At 70.3% G+C, this 17,812-nt stretch carries 11 protein-coding genes and 4 tRNA genes; 9 read left to right on the top strand and 6 right to left on the bottom strand.

All coding sequences use genetic code 11. The features are described from left to right. Window positions 1-33: 33 nt before the first annotated feature. The 5 genes from SSP08S_RS42945 to SSP08S_RS42925 form a co-directional block, all read right to left on the bottom strand. Window positions 34-106: transfer RNA gene (locus SSP08S_RS42945), tRNA-Lys, on the bottom strand. A 109-nt stretch (window positions 107-215) separates the two neighbouring features. Further along, entirely contained in the window at window positions 216-1,784 is a 1,569-nt protein-coding gene (locus tag SSP08S_RS42940; RefSeq protein WP_026179326.1) for an amino acid permease, read from the bottom strand. A gap of 69 nt (window positions 1,785-1,853) precedes the next feature. After that, on the bottom strand, window positions 1,854-4,919 hold the full coding sequence (locus tag SSP08S_RS42935) for an FG-GAP repeat domain-containing protein (protein WP_019073825.1): 3,066 nt from the start codon (window positions 4,917-4,919) through the stop codon (window positions 1,854-1,856). A gap of 152 nt (window positions 4,920-5,071) precedes the next feature. Continuing rightward, window positions 5,072-7,228: a DEAD/DEAH box helicase gene (locus SSP08S_RS42930; protein ID WP_026179325.1), complete on the bottom strand. Its 2,157-nt coding sequence runs from the start codon at window positions 7,226-7,228 to the stop codon at window positions 5,072-5,074. 220 nt (window positions 7,229-7,448) lie between these two features. Continuing rightward, window positions 7,449-7,958, bottom strand: a complete 510-nt coding sequence (locus tag SSP08S_RS42925; protein WP_019073823.1) for a hypothetical protein — start codon at window positions 7,956-7,958, stop codon at window positions 7,449-7,451. 456 nt (window positions 7,959-8,414) lie between these two features. On the opposite strand from SSP08S_RS42925, the gene SSP08S_RS42920 reads away from it, so the two are divergent. After that, window positions 8,415-8,840: a hypothetical protein gene (locus SSP08S_RS42920; RefSeq protein WP_019073822.1), complete on the top strand. Its 426-nt coding sequence runs from the start codon at window positions 8,415-8,417 to the stop codon at window positions 8,838-8,840. Here SSP08S_RS42920 and SSP08S_RS42915 read toward each other — a convergent pair. After that, a complete protein-coding gene (locus tag SSP08S_RS42915; RefSeq protein WP_019073821.1) occupies window positions 8,819-9,577 on the bottom strand; it encodes a helix-turn-helix domain-containing protein in 759 nt (252 codons plus the stop codon). The genes SSP08S_RS42920 and SSP08S_RS42915 overlap by 22 nt on opposite strands. Before the next feature lie 85 nt (window positions 9,578-9,662). Here SSP08S_RS42915 and SSP08S_RS42905 point away from each other — a divergent pair, with 85 nt between their 5' ends. The 8 genes from SSP08S_RS42905 (at window position 9,663) to hrpA (ending at window position 17,748) form a co-directional block, all read left to right on the top strand. After that, window positions 9,663-10,835 carry an LLM class flavin-dependent oxidoreductase gene (locus tag SSP08S_RS42905; RefSeq protein WP_078532712.1) on the top strand — a complete coding sequence of 391 codons (1,173 nt, stop codon included), beginning with the start codon at window positions 9,663-9,665 and terminating at the stop codon, window positions 10,833-10,835. Between the two features lie 4 nt (window positions 10,836-10,839). After that, the gene (locus tag SSP08S_RS42900; RefSeq protein WP_026179323.1) at window positions 10,840-11,190 is read left to right on the top strand and encodes a metallopeptidase family protein; all 351 of its coding nucleotides are present in this window, start codon (window positions 10,840-10,842) and stop codon (window positions 11,188-11,190) included. Between the two features lie 170 nt (window positions 11,191-11,360). Next, window positions 11,361-12,947 (top strand): metallophosphoesterase family protein, encoded by a 1,587-nt coding sequence (locus tag SSP08S_RS42895; RefSeq protein WP_019073817.1) that lies wholly within the window; start codon window positions 11,361-11,363, stop codon window positions 12,945-12,947. 80 nt (window positions 12,948-13,027) lie between these two features. Next, window positions 13,028-13,100, top strand: a tRNA-Glu gene (locus SSP08S_RS42890). Window positions 13,101-13,149: 49 nt separating this feature from the next. Next, window positions 13,150-13,224 (top strand) — tRNA-Asp (locus tag SSP08S_RS42885). 24 nt (window positions 13,225-13,248) lie between these two features. Then, window positions 13,249-13,322 (top strand) — tRNA-Phe (locus SSP08S_RS42880). 69 nt (window positions 13,323-13,391) lie between these two features. After that, entirely contained in the window at window positions 13,392-13,700 is a 309-nt protein-coding gene (locus tag SSP08S_RS42875; protein WP_019073816.1) for a hypothetical protein, read from the top strand. Window positions 13,701-13,779: 79 nt separating this feature from the next. Further along, the gene (hrpA, locus tag SSP08S_RS42870) at window positions 13,780-17,748 is read left to right on the top strand and encodes an ATP-dependent RNA helicase HrpA (RefSeq protein ID WP_019073815.1); all 3,969 of its coding nucleotides are present in this window, start codon (window positions 13,780-13,782) and stop codon (window positions 17,746-17,748) included. Window positions 17,749-17,812 lie beyond the last annotated feature (64 nt).

Genomic DNA, 17,812 nt, shown 5'->3' with positions numbered 1-17,812 from the left:
AGGTCAGAGGGGGTACCCCCATCACCCGCACCGTAGACCCTGTGGGACTCGAACCCACAACCAATGGATTAAAAGTCCACTGCTCTGCCAATTGAGCTAAGGGTCCCCGCGATGTTGCCTCCCCGAGCATAGCGGGACGTGGCCGTGTCTCCGATCGGGTATCGGGGACACGGCCGTGCCGGATGAGGGGAAGGCGCCCGGGCGGGTCCGGAGTGTTACGGATCTACCGGTTCGGGCGCGCCCGCCCGCGCCGCCTCCCGTGCCTTCGTGCGCGCGTGCTCCGGGTTCAGGAACCAGTGCCGGGCCGAAGCCGCCCACCAAGCCGCCGCGAAGCCGAGCACCACCAGCACAGCGACCGGCGCGTAGTTGAAGGACTCCCAGGTGACCGGGGAGACCTGCGGGAGCATGAAGAGGATCGTGATCACGGCCACCCAGACCACCGACACGACCCCGATCGGCCGGGACCAGCGGCCCAGGTGCCACGGGCCGCGCTGGAAGTCGTCGCCCTTTGCCAGTCGTAGCAGTGTCGGGATGACGTACGCGATGTAGAGGCCGATGACGGCGACGGAGGTCACCGCCGCGTAGGCCGTGTAGTTGATCAAGTACGGCAGGCCCATGAGGAGTGCGCCCGTCGCCGCCAGCCAGACCGCCGCGACGGGAGTCCGGGTGCGCGGGCTCACCGTGTGCCAGACCCGCGAGAACGGCAGCGCGCCGTCGCGTGAGAAGGCGTAGATCATGCGGCTGTTGGCCGTCACCGAGGCCATCCCGCAGAAGAGCTGTGCCCCGATCACCACCAACAACAGCAACTTGCCCGACGTCGCTCCCAGCGCGTCGAGCAGGATCTGCGCCGGCGGCGCCCCCGTCGGCGACTTCAGCTCCGCGTTGTACGACTGGATCGCGTACGTGAAGCCCAGCAGCAGCACGAAGCCGGCTATCCACGACGTCCAGATCGAGCGGACGATGCCCTTCGGGCCGGCCGTCGACGCGTCGTGCGTTTCCTCCGTCATGTGGGCGGAGGCGTCGTAGCCGGTGAAGGTGTACTGCGCCATCAGGAGGCCCAGTAGCACCACGTACACACCGCTGCCCCAGCCCGTGTTGTTCACGAACTTCGTGAAGACGAAGGTCGTCGACTGGTGGTGATCGGGGACGAACGCCAGCGCGCCGACGATCACGCCGACTCCCACCACGTGCCACCACACACTCACGCTGTTGAGGAGAGCGACGATCCTCACCCCGAACGTGTTCAGCAGGCCGTGCAGGATCAGGATCGCCGCGAACAGGAGGACCGTGCGGCCCGGGGTGACCTTGAAGTCGAACTGGAGGTTCAGATACGCGCCCAGGAACGACGCGGCACCGAAGTCGATACCCGCGGTCACCGCGACCTGGCCGAGGACGTTGAACCAGCCCGTGAACCACGCCCAGGCCGCGGCCGAACGGGGCGGTGCCAGGCGGTGGGCCCAGAAGTACAGGCCCGCCGATGTCGGGTAGGCCGAACAGATCTCGGCCATCGACAGGCCGACGAACAGCGTCATCAGGCCTACGGCCACCCAGCCCCAGGTGATGACCGCCGGGCCGCCCGTGTTCATGCCGAAGAGGTAGAGGGTCAGGCAGCCGGACAGGACCGAGATGATCGTGAAGGAGACCGCGTAGTTGGAGAACGCCGACATGCGGCGGGCGAGAACCTGCGTATAGCCGAGCTGGGCAAGGCGTTCCTCGTCGGAGAGACCGGAGTCACCGGGAGCGTCTCCCTTTGACAGCCCACTCGCTATGGCGTCATCTGTCATGCCCCCAGCGATTCCCCCGCCGGGGACGTGACATGCGCCACTTAAGGAATCGATAAGGACTCGATGTGGCTAAAAAATGCCCCTGTACCCGCCCCAGCCGGTCGCGATCTTCACCCGCGCCCCGAACGACCCCTTCCCGTCACCGCCGTTGCGGTACAGCACCCCGGCCGAGTCCCGCTCCACCAGGTCCGCCTTCCCGTCCCCGGTGATGTCCCCGACCCCGACCACCGCGTTGTACGACCCGCCCCACGCGGTGAACAGCTTCACCCGCGCCCCGAACGTGCCGTGGCCGGTGCCGTAGTAGCGGTACAGGTTGTTCGACTTGTCCTGCGCCAGCAGGTCACCGATGCCGTCACCGTTCAGATCACCTACGCCGACGACCTTCTTGTACGTCTTCCAGTCGGCGTACAGCTTCACGCGCGCCGACAGCTTGCCCGCGCTCGTGCCCTTGTACAGGTACACCGTCCCCGTCGACGCGCTCCGCGCGATCAGGTCCGGGCGGCCGTCACCGCTGATGTCGCCGGGCGCGGTCAGCACGTCGTACTGGTTCCAGCCGCTCGTCCCCAAGGACGTGTACGCCGTCGACGGCTTGAGCGCCGCGTCGCAGGCCGGTCTGTACGCGCGCAGGGCGCCGCTGCTCAGGCGGACCAGGACGTCGTTGCAGTGGTCCCCGTTCAGGTCGCCGAAGGGGACCGCCTTGACGCTCGTCGCCCAGCCGGTGCCGGTGACCTTTCCGGCGAACCCGCCCTTGCCCGTGCCCAGTTGATACGTCAGCGCGCCGGACGGGTCAAGCGTCAGCAGATCACCTACGGCATCGCCGCCGACGTGGTCGTGGCGCGCCGGGGAACCGCCGCGCAGCGCGACCGTGCCGCTCGCCGTCACCGGGGCGCCGACCCCGTCGGCCGGTGCGACGGACAGCGTCCAGTCGTACGACCCTTTCGTCAGGAGCGTCGCCCCGAAGGACGCGGACCAGCCGACCTTCAGCTCGCCGCGCGCCGCGCCGCCGTCGCGCGTGTCCACGACCTTGCCGGTGGCCCGGTCGCGCACGGTCAGCCGCCAGCTCGCGGACGGCTTCGACAGCAGTACGGCGGCCAGGGTGTCCTCGGTCGTGTCGCGCTCGTGCGCCTGGACGGAGGGGGCCGCCTCGACCGGGGCCAGCAGGCGCAGCGGCTGCTGCTGGGTGACACCGGCCGGCACGAGGTGGACGCGCTCCTGGTCGTCGACGTAGGCCACGTTCCCGGTCGACTCGTCGACCGTCCAGCGCACCTCGCGCTGGGAGACGCCGGTGTCGGGCAGCGCGCCGATCACCCGGCTCGCGGGGGTGCCGTCGGCGACCGTGGTGAGGACCAGCTGCCCGGCCTGTCTGTCGTGCGTGACGACGAATCCGTCGCCCAACTCCGCCTCGCCGGACGGTACCTGGACGGACTTCTTCGCCGTACGGTCGTAGACGCCCGCCGTGCCGTCGGCGCAACTCCAGTACAGCCAGCGGCCGTTGGCCCGCAGTTCGGTGGGTGCGCAGCCGGTGTCGGTGGTGAGGGTCTCGGTCTTCCTGGTGGTGAGGTTGTAGGCCGTGAGGGTGCCGGGGGTGGTGCCCGGGGTCCACAGGGTGTCGCCGGAGAGGGCCGCGGCGCCGGGGGTGCGGGTGAGGGCCGGGTTGCCGTCGTTGCCGATCCGGTAGACGGTCTGCGCGGTCGCCGTGGTGTGGATCAGATAGCGGCCGGAGACGTCCGTGATGCGGCCGCCCGCGGGGACAGCGCGCTCCCAGAAGGTGTACGGGGCGGGCCCGTTGACGCGGATACGGTCGCTCGTCGTGGTGTCCTTCGTCAGCCAGGCGGCGCGGCCGTCGGCCGTGCCGTAGAGCTGGGAGCAGCCGAGTTCCGTCAACGTGCAGGTACCGAGGTTCAGTTGGGCGCCGTCGAACGACGAGCGGGCGCCGAACTCCGGCGTGCCGGTCACGGAGACCGTACGTATGTAGTCGTCGCGGTATCCGTTCGGGCCACCGGTGTCGGCGACGAGGAGCCGCCCCTGCTCCAGGGACAGCCCCTGGATCCTGACCGGCGGCTTGGGCAGCGCCCTGACCTGGGTGACGACCGGGACGCCCGCCGGGCCGGGCTGGATGCGCTGGATGCCCCAGTCGTCACTCCCGGTGCGGCCGATCTTCACGGCGGTGCCGTCGGGGCCGGCCGCGATCCCGAACGACGACGACGGCATGAGGGTCACCGAGGCGCCGCCGGCGATCGGCTGGGCCGTCACCGCACCGGTGCCGTTGACCAGCCAGTCCCCCACGAGAGCCAGGTCGTGCGTCGCGTTCGCGCCGTCGCTGACACCCTTGAGCACCACCTCGGCCGGGGTCGCCGACAGGTCGGCGCGCGGCAGCACGAGCACCTTGGCCTTGTCGTAGGCGGCGACGACCACGTGGTCCCGGGACGCGTACACATGCGTGTACTCGAGGGGCAGGGGACCGCTCGTGCTCTGCACCTGGCCGGTCTCCCGGTCCACGGCGATCAGCACCTGCTGTCCGTCCAGCGAGGAGCGGAAGAACACGCTCGTGGCGTCCGTGCCGGCCGGCAGGCCGACGATCAGGCCCGCCGGTCCGCCCGTGACGGTCACGTCCCGGGTGGTGCCGTCGGGGCCGGGAGTCAGCAGATGCATGATCCGGGTGCTGGTGCCGTCCTCGGCGGTGGAGTTCCGGAAGGCGAGGGTGAGGTCGTCGAAGGCGCTCAGGACGCCGAGGCCCGCCGGGACCTGGAGACTCCGGGTCGTACCGTCGGTCGGGTCCCAGAACTCGAACCGGCCGTCCGGGTACTGGTACGCGAGGACATCGGTACCGGTCGCCCGGATGCTCGCCCCGGTCCGCACCGGCACGGGCACCGCCACACCGTCCGAGTAGCGCGTCCACAGCGTCGGCGTGACGCCCTCCACCCGGTGGAAGACGCCCTGCGCCCCGGCGCTGTCGTGGCCGCCCTGGGTCGAGGACGCGAGCAGCGCGGCCGAGGTGTAGGTGCCGCGCAGGGTGGCCGGTACGACCGTCTCCTGTGCGTCCCCCACCGCGAACGCGGGCGCCGGCAGCAGCGGGCCGAGCCCGGCCGCGAGTACGGCAGAGACGGCGATGCCTGTGAAGACACGACGAGCCAAAGTTTCCCCCCGGAAACAGACCTGAACCCCATGGAAGTCGGCTGATCATACAGTCAACACACAGCCAAGAGTGCGCAAAAATGGCCCCCGCCCGAACCCGGGCGGGGGCCATCTCAGTGCTGCGCCACGTCACTTGGCGTCAGCCGTCGACGTCAGCCGTTGCGCTTCCAGCGCGGCTTGTCGTCGCGGCGGCCGAAGGTGCCGGTGCCGGTACCCGTGCCGGTCGTGCCGCGGTGGCCGGACGGACGGTCGTGGCCGCCGGCGCGGAAGCCCGGGCGGTCGCCCTGGCGGTCACGGTTGAACGGGCGGTCGCTGCCCCGGTGACCGGTCGCGGGACGGTCGTCGCGACGGAAGCCGCCACGGTCGCCGCCCGACGGACGGTCGTCCCGGCGGAAGCCACCGGACGGACGGTCGTCACGACGCTCGAAGGAACGGCCGCCACGGTCGCCGCCCGACGGACGGTCGTCCCGGCGGAAGCCACCCGAGGGACGCTCGTCACGACGGTCGAAGGAACGCCCACCGCGGTCGCCGCCCGAGGGACGGTCGTCGCGCCGGAAGCCACCCGAGGGACGCTCGTCACGACGATCGAAAGAACGGCCGCCACGGTCACCGTCACGTCGGTCGTCACGACGGTCGTCGCGGCGGAAGCCACCGGACGGACGGTCGTCACGACGCTCGAAGGAACGGCCACCGCGGTCGTTGCCGCCACGGTCGTCGCGGCGGAAGCCGCCCGACGGACGGTCGTCACGACGGTCACGGCGCTCGTAGTTGCCCCGGTCGTCGCGCTGCTGGCGCGGACGGTCGTACGACGACTCCTCGCGCACCGGCGCCTCGGCGACCGGCGCGGCGGCAGCCGCCTCGACGACGGCCGCTGCGGCCTCGGCCACCGCGACCTCCGGGTCCTCGCCCCGCTCGCGCGCGGCACGGGCGACCAGGCGGTCGGACTCCTCGCGGAGTTCGGCGGCGCGGCGCGTGGCCCGCTCCAGCTCCTTGGTGAGCTGAATGACCTCGCGCTCGGCCTGCTGCGCGGCGTCGCCCGCCGACTGGGCCTGGACCTCGGTCATCGAACGGGCGCCGGTGATCTCGGCGACCTCGGGCTCGAAGGCCGTACCGGAGTTGATGATGTGACGGCCGGCGTCGACGCCCGCGTCCTCCATCAGCCGGAAGATCTGACGGCGCTGGTGCGGCAGGGAGAGGGAGACGACGGTTCCGGTACGGCCGGCACGGGCCGTACGGCCGGCGCGGTGCAGGTAGTCCTTGTGGTCGCCGGCCGGGTCCACGTTCAGGACCAGGTCGATGCCGTCGACGTGGATGCCGCGGGCGGCGACGTCGGTCGCGACGAGCGCGTTGACGTAGCCCTCCTTGAAGTCCGCCAGCGTCCGCGTACGGGCGCCCTGCGTCATGCCGCCGTGCAGCGCGTCGGCCTTCACACCGGCGTCGCGCAGCTGCTCGGCGATGCGGTCGGCGCCCAGCTGGGTGCGGACGAAGATGATCGTGCGGCCCTTGCGGGAGGCGATCGCGGCGGTGACCGGCGCCTTGTCCTTGGGCTTCACGATGAGGATGTGGTGGGACATCGTCGTGACGTTGCCCTGCGCGCTGTCGACCTCGTGCGTGACCTCGTTCTTGAGGTAGCGCTTGACCAGCGTGGAGATCTCGTTCTCCATGGTCGCCGAGAACAGCATGCGCTGGCCGCCGGCCGGGATCTGGTCGAGCAGCTCGGTGACCTCGGGCAGGAAGCCCAGGTCGGACATCTGGTCGGCCTCGTCGAGGACCGCGATCTGCACGTCTTCGAGCGAGCAGGCGCCGCGGTTGATGATGTCGCGGAGGCGGCCCGGGGTGGCGACGAGTACATCCACACCCCGCTCAAGGGCGTAGATCTGGTTGCCCATCGACGTGCCGCCGCAGACGACCTTCATCTTCAGGCCGAGGACGTCGCCGTAGGGCTGGAGGGCGTCGGCGACCTGCATGGCCAGCTCGCGGGTCGGGGTGAGGATGATGCCGCGGGGGCGCTTCTTCTCGGTGCGGCCGCCGGACAGCGTCGCCAGCAGCGGCAGACCGAACGAGAGGGTCTTGCCGGAGCCGGTGCGGCCACGGCCGAGGATGTCCTTGCCGGCCAGGGCGTCCGGGATGGTCGCCGCCTGGATCGGGAAGGGGGTGGTCACGCCGTTCTGCGCGAGCTTGCGCACGACGCCCTCGGGGAGACCGAGGGACGCGAACGTCACCTCGGGGGCCTCCGCGGCGGTGTCTACGGCCGTCTCGGTGCCCTCGTTCTCGGGCATGACGACGTGATCAGTACTGGAAATGGACATGCGAATGCGAAACCTTCCGGAGTCTCCGTCGGCACGCGCCCGTCAACTCCGTGATTCGCTATCGACCGCCTCAATGCGGTCCGCCACGGCAAGGGAGAGTACGCGCCACACGGCGCGCTCTGCAGTGGCGCCGGGCAATGGGATCAAACGATCTACCACCATACGCACCCACCACCCCCCGAGGCAAACCGGCCTCGATTGACCTGCGTCACAACCGCTCCTACGCCGGTGATCCGGCCGCGGGTGCCGGCTCGCGGTCCACCAGCTGCGGGGCCGGGTCCTCGTGCGCCGAGGACGAGGGTTCGGCGACGGTCGGGTCCGGGGACGGCTGCTGCTGGCTCGGCGTCGGGTCCGGGGGCGGCGGGGTCCGCGACGGGGTCGGCTGCGGCGCGGCGGTGGTGGGCGCGCCGGGCTTGGCGCTCGTCCCCGGCCTGGGCGCCGTGGAGGCGGACGGACTGGCCGCGCCCCCCGCCGGCGACGGCGAGGCCGACCCCGACGCCGACTCACCGGGCTCGGGCTTCCCGTGCCCGTGCTTCCCGTCCCCCGCCGACCCGCCGTACCCGAGCCCGCCGCCCGGCGCCCCCGAACCGCCGTCCGGCACCTCACCGGCGTGCCGCCCGGCCGAGTGCGAGGGCTTGGCACCGCCGCCCGCGTCGTCGCCCACGCTCATACAGCCGGCGGCAGCGGCGACGACGGCGACCGCGGCGGCCAGACGGACGGGTACGTACATGGGGCGCACGGGGCCACCTCCGAGGGCGGAAAAAGGAGTCGCCCTCTCAACTCCCACCGCCCACCGGAAGACACGCGCCCAGCACCCCGGCACGCTTTTCCGGCCGGGACTTGTCCGGCGCCCGTCGCTCATTCCTGGCCGGGGCATGCGCCGCCTCAGTCGCCCAGTCCTGGCCGGGGGTTGCGCCGCGCGCGCCGCTCACTCCCGGCCAGGATGTGCCCCGCCCCCGTCGCCCACGCCTTCCCGGGACTTGCCCTACCCCAGTCGCCCGCTCCCGGCCGGGGCTTGCCCCGCGCCCGTCGCCCACTCCTCGCCGGAACTTGCCCCGCCTCAGTCACCCACCCCCGGCCAGGCCTGCCCCACCCCCGTCGCCCACTCCTTGCCGGGAATTGCCCCCAGCCCCCGCCCCCAGCACGATCGGCACCGCATCGACCGCAGCGCTCGAAGGAGTCACGGATGACCGGGACGACCGAACCCCAGGACCTTGCCGCCCGCTACATCGCGCAGTGGGCGGAACCGGACCCCGCCCGCCGCCGGGCGGCGATCGAGAGTCTCTGGGCCGAGGACGGCACCCACGTCCTCCAGCCGCCCGCCGAGATCCGTGAACTCGCGGCCGGCCTCGGCTTCGATCACCCGACCCTGCGGGCCCGGGGCTACGACGCCATCGAGACCCGCGTCACACGTAGCTACCAACGCTTCGTCGAGAAAGGCGAGTTCAGCTTCCGGGCCCGCGCCGACGCCGTACGGCTCGACGACCTGGTCCGGTTCCACTGGGACACGGTCACCGTCGCCGACGGCGAAGTGGTGGGCGGCGGGATGGAGTTGCTCGCGCTCGACAGCGACGGCCGCATCCGCACCGACTACATGTTCCCCGGTGCCTGATCCGCCGACGCGGCGGCCAACGCCTCGGCCGTCGCCGCGTCGGCCGGCAGGAACGCCTCCAACTTCAGCTCCGCCAAGGTCACATCCACCGCCGTCGCGAACGTCGTCACCGTCGTCATCAGCCGCAGCTCCCCGTACGACGACCGCAGCCGCAACGGCACCGCGAACCCCAACTGCCCCTCCGACGACCCCAGTTCCGGCACATAACCGGCCAACTCGGCCCGCAGCTCCGGCAACCCGCCCAGCCGCGCCACGATGTGCCGCGCCCACTCGGCGAGGTTGAGAATCCGCGGCGCCACCCCGTCCGGATGCAGTGCCAGCCGGTACACATTCGCCCCCGGCCCCAGCAACTCCGCCGCCGCACCCTCCGTGATCACCCCGAACGCGCTGTTGGCATCGACCAGTTGCCCCTTCCGATCCACCACCACCGCCGGATACGGCAGATGCCCGCGCAGGATGTGCCCGATCGCCGCCCGCACCGGCGCCAGCACCGGCCCCTCCAGCGAACTCTCCGCGTACACCGGCGCGAACCCGGCCGCCAGCAACAGCTCGTTCCGCTCCCGCAACGGCAGTTCGAGCGACTCGGCGAGCCGCACGACCATGTTCCGCCCCGGCACCGACCGCCCCGACTCGATGAAACTCAGATGCCGCTGAGTGGTCCCGGCCCGCGACGCCAACTCCAGCTGACTCAGCCGACGACCCGCACGACACTCACGCAGCACCTGGGAAAAGTCCACGGACCAGTTCTACGGCGCCTCGCCCCAACCGGCCATTCCGCGCAGGGAATTGAGGCCATACCCGCCGCCTACGACCATCGAGCCCATGAACACCGCCAACCCCGCCGACACCGGCGTACCACCCGCAGCCACTACTGGAACCGAGCCCGCGTCTCCCAGGGGCGCGGGGAACTGCGCGGGCAACCACGGACTACCCGCAGCCGCCCCCCAACGGAACTCCCGAACTACTAGGCGCACACCCCCACCCCCATCAGCCGACGGACCGCCAACCACCACCCCCATCAACCTCGGCGTCCTACTCCCCACCGGAACCGCCCAATGGGCCACCGACGACAACCCCCGCGACCTGATCACCCTCGGCCGCACCGCCGAACACCTCGGCTTCACCTCCCTCTTCGTCAACGACTCCCTCATCACCCCCCGCATCGAAGCCCTCACGATGCTCGCCGCCCTCGCCGTCACCACCGAGACGGCCACCCTCGGCACCGGCGCCCTGCTCCCCTTCCTGCGCCGCCCCGTCCAGACCGCCCAGGCCCTCGCCTCCATCGACCTGCTCTCCGACGGCCGCCTCACCCTCGCCGTCGGCGCCGGCTTCCCCGGCCGCTTCGGGCGGCCGTTCTACGACCTCTCCGAAGTCCCGTGGCCCCGCCGTTTCGCCCGCCTCGACGAGACGGTCCGGCTCTGGCGGGCCCTCTGGCAGGGCGCCGACAGTTTCGACGGCGAGTTCCACCACTTCACAGACCTCCCGCCCGCCCTACGGCCCACCCGCCCCACCGGCCCACCCGTCTGGCTCGCCGGCGCCACCCCCACCGCCCTGGCCCGCACCGGCCGCCTCTACGACGGCTGGCTCCCCTACCCGCCCGACCCCGCCGACTACACGACCGGCCTGCACGACATCCACGAGGCGGCGACAGCGGCGGGCCGAACCCCCGAGGCCATCACCCCGGCCCTCTTCATCACCGTACGAATCGACGACGACCCCCGGACCGCCCGAGCCGCACTCGACGACTACGCCCGGGCCACCTACGGCATGCCCCTCCCCGAACTGGAGAAGATCCAGGCCGTCGCCGCGGGCACCGCGGAGCAGGTGGCCCAACGCCTCAGCCAGTACGTCACCGCCGGCGCCCGCCACCTCGTCACCCGCCCCGCCGCCCTGAACCTGCGCGCCCAGCGCGAGCAGCTGGAACGCGTCGCCGCACTCATCCCCGACCTGCCGACCCCGTCACCGCCCCGAACCCGCGTTCGTCCCGGACAATAGGCATGTGCTGGAAATGACACGCGAGGCGTTCGAAGAGCTGGTGAGCGAGGCCCTGGACCGGATTCCGCCCGAACTGACGCGGGTCATGGACAACGTGGCCGTCTTCGTCGAGGACGAACCCGACCCGTCCGACCCCGAACTCCTCGGACTCTACGAAGGCACACCTCTCACCGAACGCGGCGAGTGGTACGCCGGCGTCCTCCCCGACCGGATCTCGATCTACATGGGCCCGACCCTCCGCTACTGCGCGACCACCGAGGACGTCGTCCACGAGGTCGCCGTCACCGTCGTCCACGAAGTAGCCCACCACTTCGGCATCGACGACGAACGCCTCCACGAACTCGGCTGGGGCTAGGGCCTGTCCGGCGGATCAGGTCGCAGGAAAGTGACAGTGCCTGATCAGCGGCTGCGCCGCAGGTAAGCGTGCCGGACCCCGCGTCTGCGACGGGATCCGCCGGCCAGGCCCTGACCCACTCCCACGCCCCGCCCCGCATACCCACCCCCACTCCTGGGCATACGGGACCAATGGCCAGCGTCCCCGTCGCAGCCCTGAACCGCCTCCGCCGGGCCCAGCGCGCCCTGACCCACCACTACCGCGCCCGCCGCCCCCGCCCCACGCTCGAACTCGTCCCCCAGCCCCACCCCTGGCCCCGCGCCCTCGGCCTGATCACGGTCGTCCTCGTCGGAGCCTGGCTCGGCCTGCTCATCGTCGGCAATGTCCGCGCCCAGGTCGGCCCCATGAACACCACCATGACCCTGCGCCCCTCCCTCACCGGCGGAACCAAGATCAACATCTCCCCGCTCGGCGCCCTCTCCCTCGACAGCCACCACGCCCCCGTACGCCTCGACGTCAACGTCGACCAGCTCGACCCCGAACGCTCCCAGGCTCTCGTCGACCACCCCGAACGCATCTCCGGCCTCCAGGACGAGGTCGCCCACGACGTCGAACACGGCACCCTCGACCTCGCCGTACGCTCCTGCACCGCCGTCGTCCTCGGCGCCACCGCCCTCGGCCTCGCCGTCTACCGCCGCCCCCGCCGCGCCCTCACCGCCGGCGGCCTGGCCCTCACCCTCCTCGCCGCGTCCGGCGCGACCGCCTACGCGACCTGGAACCCCAAGTCCATCCTGGAACCCAAGTTCTCCGGGCTGCTCTCCTCCGCCCCCTCCGTGGTCGGCAACGCGCGCAGCATCGTCACCGAATTCGACGTCTACCAGCAGGAGTTGGCCCGCCTGGTGACCAACGTGACCAAGCTGTACGACGTCACGTCCACTCTCCCCGCGTACCAGCCGGACCCGACGACGATCCGCGTGCTCCACGTCTCGGACATCCACCTGAACCCCGCGAGCTGGAAGATCATCGCGTCGCTGGTGGAGCAGTACAAGGTGAACGTCATCGTCGACACCGGCGACACCATGGACCACGGCACGGCGGCGGAGAACGGCTTCCTGGACCCCGTCGCCGACCTCGGCGTCCCCTACGTCTGGGTCAGGGGCAACCACGACTCCCTGGTCACCCAGCGCCATCTGGAGCGCATGAAGAACGTGCACGTCCTGGACGAGGGCCGGGCGGAGACGGTCGCGGGCGTGCGCTTCGCGGGCATCGGCGACCCCCAGTTCACTCCCGACCGCTCGGTCGCCCCCGGCGGCAACGCGGCCGAGGAGTTGGCCGGCGACCAGCTCGCCTCCTCCCTCCGCGACCAGCGGGCCGCCGGCACCCCCGTCGACATCGCCCTGGTCCACGAACCGTCGGCGGCACGCCAGACCGACGGCGAGGTCCCGCTCGTCCTGGCCGGCCACCTCCACCACGAGGGCACCGAGGTCATGAAGCACGGCACCCGCCTGCGCATCGAGGGCTCGACCGGCGGCAGCGGCCTGCGCGCGGTGGAGGGCAAGTACCCCGACCCCATCGAGGCGTCGATCCTCTACATCGACCGCGACACCCACCGCCTCCAGGCCTGGGACGAGATCAAACTGGGCGGCCTGGGCCTGACGACGGCCGAGGTCAGCCGCCACCTCCCGAAGGAGAACCTGCCGGGCGCACCGCAGTCCTCGAGCCCGTCCCCGAGCCCCTCTCCGAGTCCGGCGTCGGAGGCCCCGTCGAGGACCCCGTAAACCGTTTTGGCGATACCTCCCGCCATCCCATATGCTTCTCACGTCCCCGACGCGCTGAGAAGCGCCCAGGCGGGCCGATAGCCCTCATCGTCTAGCGGCCTAGGACGCCGCCCTTTCAAGGCGGTAGCACGGGTTCGAATCCCGTTGGGGGCACGCAACACCGTGTGCGACACTGGCTCAGCCAGTTCGCGCGCAACAGCTTGGTCCTGTGGAGCAGTTTGGAGTGCTCGCCACCCTGTCAAGGTGGAGGCCGCGGGTTCAAATCCCGTCAGGACCGCTGAGGTTTCCCCGGAAGCCTCGTGGCTGGGTAGCTCAGTTGGTACGAGCGATCGCCTGAAAAGCGATAGGTCGCCGGTTCGACCCCGGCCCCAGCCACCGGATCGAAAGCCCTGTCCCATCGGGACGGGGCTTTCGTCGTGGCCGGACGACACAGGGTGGGGCGCGATGGGCCAGGACATCGACCTGGAGAAGATACGGGCGCGGTACGGGCTGCTCGCGGTCGTGGGCAGCAACGTGGCGATCACCGCGGTGGCGATCTTCGGGGTGTGGCAGCTGGACGGCGACCGGGCGGTGATCGTGGGCGTCCTGACCTCGGCGTTCACCGCGATGGCGGGGCTGACGACGGCATACCTGGGCATCAAGGCCGTTTCGAACACGGCCCAGTCGATGTCCAAAGAAGCGGGCAGGCAGCAGGACGCCGAGCGCCAGCAGCAACAAGACGCCGACACCCGGTCGAGCACAGACCAGCAATAACCAGCGCCCCCAGCAGCAGCACCGGCCCCGGACAATTCATTCGCCAGGAATTTCGCCGAGGTGAGATCCTGGACGGCGTATGTCTACGCACCCCGCCTCCGCCCCCGGCACTCCCGCCGCCCCCGCCCTCGGCGATCTCGCCCCCCGCCTGACCGAGCTGACCCTGCGCGACGCGCACCGGCTCGGGCGCAGGCTCGAAGGCGCGCGCAGGATCCGGAAGCCGGAGGCCCGTGCCGCCGTGCTCGCCGAGATCGAGGCCGAGGTGGCCCGCGGCGAGGAGCGGATGGCCGAGCGGCGCCGCCGTATCCCCGCGATCTCGTATCCCGAGCAGTTGCCGGTCAGCCAGAAGAAGGCCGACATCGCGGCAGCCATCCGTGATCACCAAGTCGTGATCGTGGCCGGTGAGACCGGTTCCGGCAAGACGACCCAGATCCCGAAGATCTGTCTCGAACTCGGTCGCGGCGTCCGCGGCATGATCGGGCACACCCAGCCCCGTCGTATCGCCGCCCGGACCGTGGCGGAGCGTGTCGCGGAGGAGATGGACACCCCGCTCGGCGAGGCCGTCGGCTGGAAGGTCCGTTTCACCGACCAGGTGAACCAGGAGTCGACCTTCATCAAGCTGATGACGGACGGCATCCTGCTCGCCGAGATCCAGACCGACCGCGAACTGCGCGCCTACGACACGATCATCATCGACGAGGCCCACGAGCGGTCCCTCAACATCGACTTCCTGCTCGGCTATCTGGCCCAACTGCTGCCCAAGCGCCCGGACTTGAAGGTCGTCATCACCTCGGCGACGATCGACCCGGAGCGTTTCTCGCGGCACTTCGGCGAGGCCCCGATCATCGAGGTGAGCGGCCGGACGTATCCGGTGGAGGTGCGTTACCGCCCGCTCCTCGAGGACGACTCCGAGGACTCCGACCGTGACCAGATCACCGCGATCTGCGACGCCGTGGAGGAGCTCCAGGGCGAGGGCAAGGGCGACATCCTGGTCTTCCTCTCGGGGGAGCGGGAGATCCGCGACACGGCGGACGCGCTCACGAAGAAGAACTACCGGTTCACGGAGGTCCTCCCCCTCTACGCCCGGCTCTCGCACGCCGAGCAGCATCGTGTGTTCCAGCAGCACACGGGCCGAAGGATCGTTCTGGCGACGAACGTCGCCGAGACCTCCCTCACCGTCCCGGGCATCAAGTACGTCATCGACCCCGGCTTCGCCCGGATCAGCCGCTACAGCCACCGTACGAAGGTGCAGCGGCTGCCCATCGAGGCGGTCAGCCAGGCAAGTGCCAATCAGCGCAAGGGCCGTTGCGGCCGTACGTCGGACGGCATCTGCATCCGGCTCTACTCCGAGGACGACTTCCTCGCCCGCCCGGAGTTCACGGACGCCGAGATCCTCCGTACGAACCTCGCCTCCGTCATCCTCCAGATGACCGCGGCCGGCCTCGGCGAGATCGAGAAGTTCCCGTTCATCGACCCGCCGGACCACCGCAACATCCGTGACGGTGTCCAACTCCTCCAGGAACTGGGCGCGTTGGACCCGGCTGAGAAGGACCCCCGGAAGCGGCTCACGCAGACCGGCCGCAAGCTCGCCCAACTGCCCGTGGACCCGCGGCTGGCCCGCATGGTCCTGGAGGCCGACAAGAACGGCTGTGTCCGCGAGGTCATGGTGATCGCCGCCGCGCTCTCCATCCAGGACCCGCGCGAACGCCCCGCCGAGAAGCAGACGCAGGCCGATCAGCAGCACGCCCGTTTCCGGGACGAGACGAGCGACTTCCTGGCCTTCCTGAACATGTGGCGGTACATCCGCGAGCAGCAGAAGGAGCGGGGCTCCTCCGCCTTCCGCCGGATGTGCAAGCAGGAGTACCTGAACTTCCTCCGCATCCGCGAGTGGCAGGACATCTACAGCCAACTCCGTACGGTGGCCAAGCAGATGGGCATCCAGTTCAACGAGGAGGACGCGGCCGAGCAGAGCGTCCACGTCTCCCTCCTCGCGGGACTGCTCTCCCACATCGGCATGAAGGACGTGAAGGACGGCGCGAAGAACGAGTATCTCGGCGCCCGCAGCGCCAAGTTCGCGATCTTCCCGGGTTCGGCCCTCTTCAAGAAGACGCCGCGTTTCGTCATGTCGGCGGAACTGGTGGAGACTTCGCGCCTCTGGGCACGCGTCAACGCCAAGATCGAGCCCGAGTGGGTCGAGCCGCTCGCCGGCCATCTCCTCAAGCGGACGTACAGCGAACCGCATTGGGAGAAGGACCAGGCGGCCGTGATGGCCTTCGAGAAGGTCACGCTCTACGGCGTCCCGATCATCGCGCAGCGCAAGGTCAACTACGGCCGCATCGACCCGGAGGCGAGCCGCGAACTCTTCATCCGCAACGCACTCGTCGAGGGCGACTGGCGCACGCACCACAAGTTCTTCGCGGACAACCGCAAACTCCTCACCGAGGTGGAGGAGCTGGAGCATCGCGCCAGGCGCCGGGACATCCTGGTCGACGACGAGACGCTCTACGACTTCTACGACCAGCGGGTCCCCGCACACGTCGTTTCCGGCGCCCACTTCGACTCGTGGTGGAAGCACAAGCGCCATGAGGAGCCCGAACTCCTCGACTTCGAGCGCTCGATGCTCATCAACGAGCGCGCGGGCGACATCAGCAAGGACGACTATCCGGACTCGTGGCGGCAGGGGCCGCTCAAGTTCCGGGTGACGTACCAGTTCGAGCCGGGCGCGGACGCGGACGGTGTCACGGTCCACATCCCGCTGCACGTCCTCAACCAGGTCACCGACGAGGGCTTCGACTGGCAGATCCCGGGCCTGCGGGAGGAGGTCGTGACGGAGCTGATCCGCTCCCTCCCGAAGCCGATCCGCCGCAACTACGTACCGGCACCGAACTTCGCCCAACGCTTCCTCAGCCAAGCGGTCCCCCTCCAGGAGCCCCTGACCACCACCATGGCCCGCGAGCTGAAGCGGATGGTCGGAGTCCCCTTCACGGCCGACGACTTCGACTGGTCAAAGGTCCCGGACCACCTCCTCATCACCTTCCGGATCGTCGACGAGCGGCGCCGGAAGATCGCCGAGGACAAGAACCTGGAGGCGTTGAAGCTCCGGCTGAAGCCGAAGGCACGGCAGGCGATCTCGCAGGCGGCCGCGGCGACCGCGGAGCGCGAGGGCGGGGAGTCCCTGGAGCGGAAGGGCCTCACCGACTGGTCGATCGGCACGCTGTCGCGCGTCTTCGAGACCCGCCGGGCGGGCCAGCCGGTGAAGGCGTATCCAGCCCTGGTCGACGACGGCGACACCGTCTCCGTACGGCTCTTCGACACGGAGGCCGAGCAGGCCGAGGCGATGTGGAAGGGCACGCGGCGGCTGATCGTCCGCAACATCCCGGTCAATCCAGCGAAGTTCGCTTCCGAAAAGCTGACCAACGCGCAGAAGCTCGCGCTGTCCGCGAATCCGCACGGTTCGATCCAGGCGCTGTTCGACGACTGCGCGCTCGCGGCGGCCGACAAACTCATCGGTGACTTCGGCGGGCCGGCGTGGGACGAGGAGTCGTACCGGAAGCTGTACGAGCGGGTGCGCGCGGAGATCGTCGACACGACGGTCCGGGCCGTGAGCCAGGTCCAACAGGTGCTGGCCGCCTGGCAGGCCTGTGAGCGCCGTCTGAAGGCCGCGAACAGCCCGGCCCTCCTCCCGAACCTCGCGGACGTACGCGCGCAGCTGGACGCCCTCGTGAAGCCCGGGTTCGTGACGGCGGCCGGGATACGTCGCCTGCCTGACCTGATGCGCTACTTGGTGGCCGCGGACCGCCGTCTCCAGCAGATGCCGACAGGCGTCCAGCGGGACACCACACGCATGGAGAAGGTCCACGAGATGCAGGACGAGTACGCCTGGCTCCTGGAACAACTCCCGCAGGGCCGCCCGGTCCCCTCCTCCGTCCGTGACATCCGCTGGATGATCGAGGAGCTCCGGGTCAGCTATTTCGCCCACGCGCTGGGCACGGCGTACCCGGTCTCCGACAAGCGGATCGTGAAGGCCATCGACGCCGCCGCGCCGTAACAGCACCTGCACACAGGGTGAGTTCGACCAGGCGGGCCACCCTCCTGTACAGTCTCGTCTCGCA

This window comes from Streptomyces hokutonensis, assembly GCF_000376565.1.
Taxonomy (GTDB): Bacteria; Actinomycetota; Actinomycetes; order Streptomycetales; family Streptomycetaceae; genus Streptomyces; species Streptomyces hokutonensis.
The sequence above is the reverse complement of the archived record's forward strand: the minus strand, read 5'-3'. Positions and strand labels throughout refer to the sequence as shown.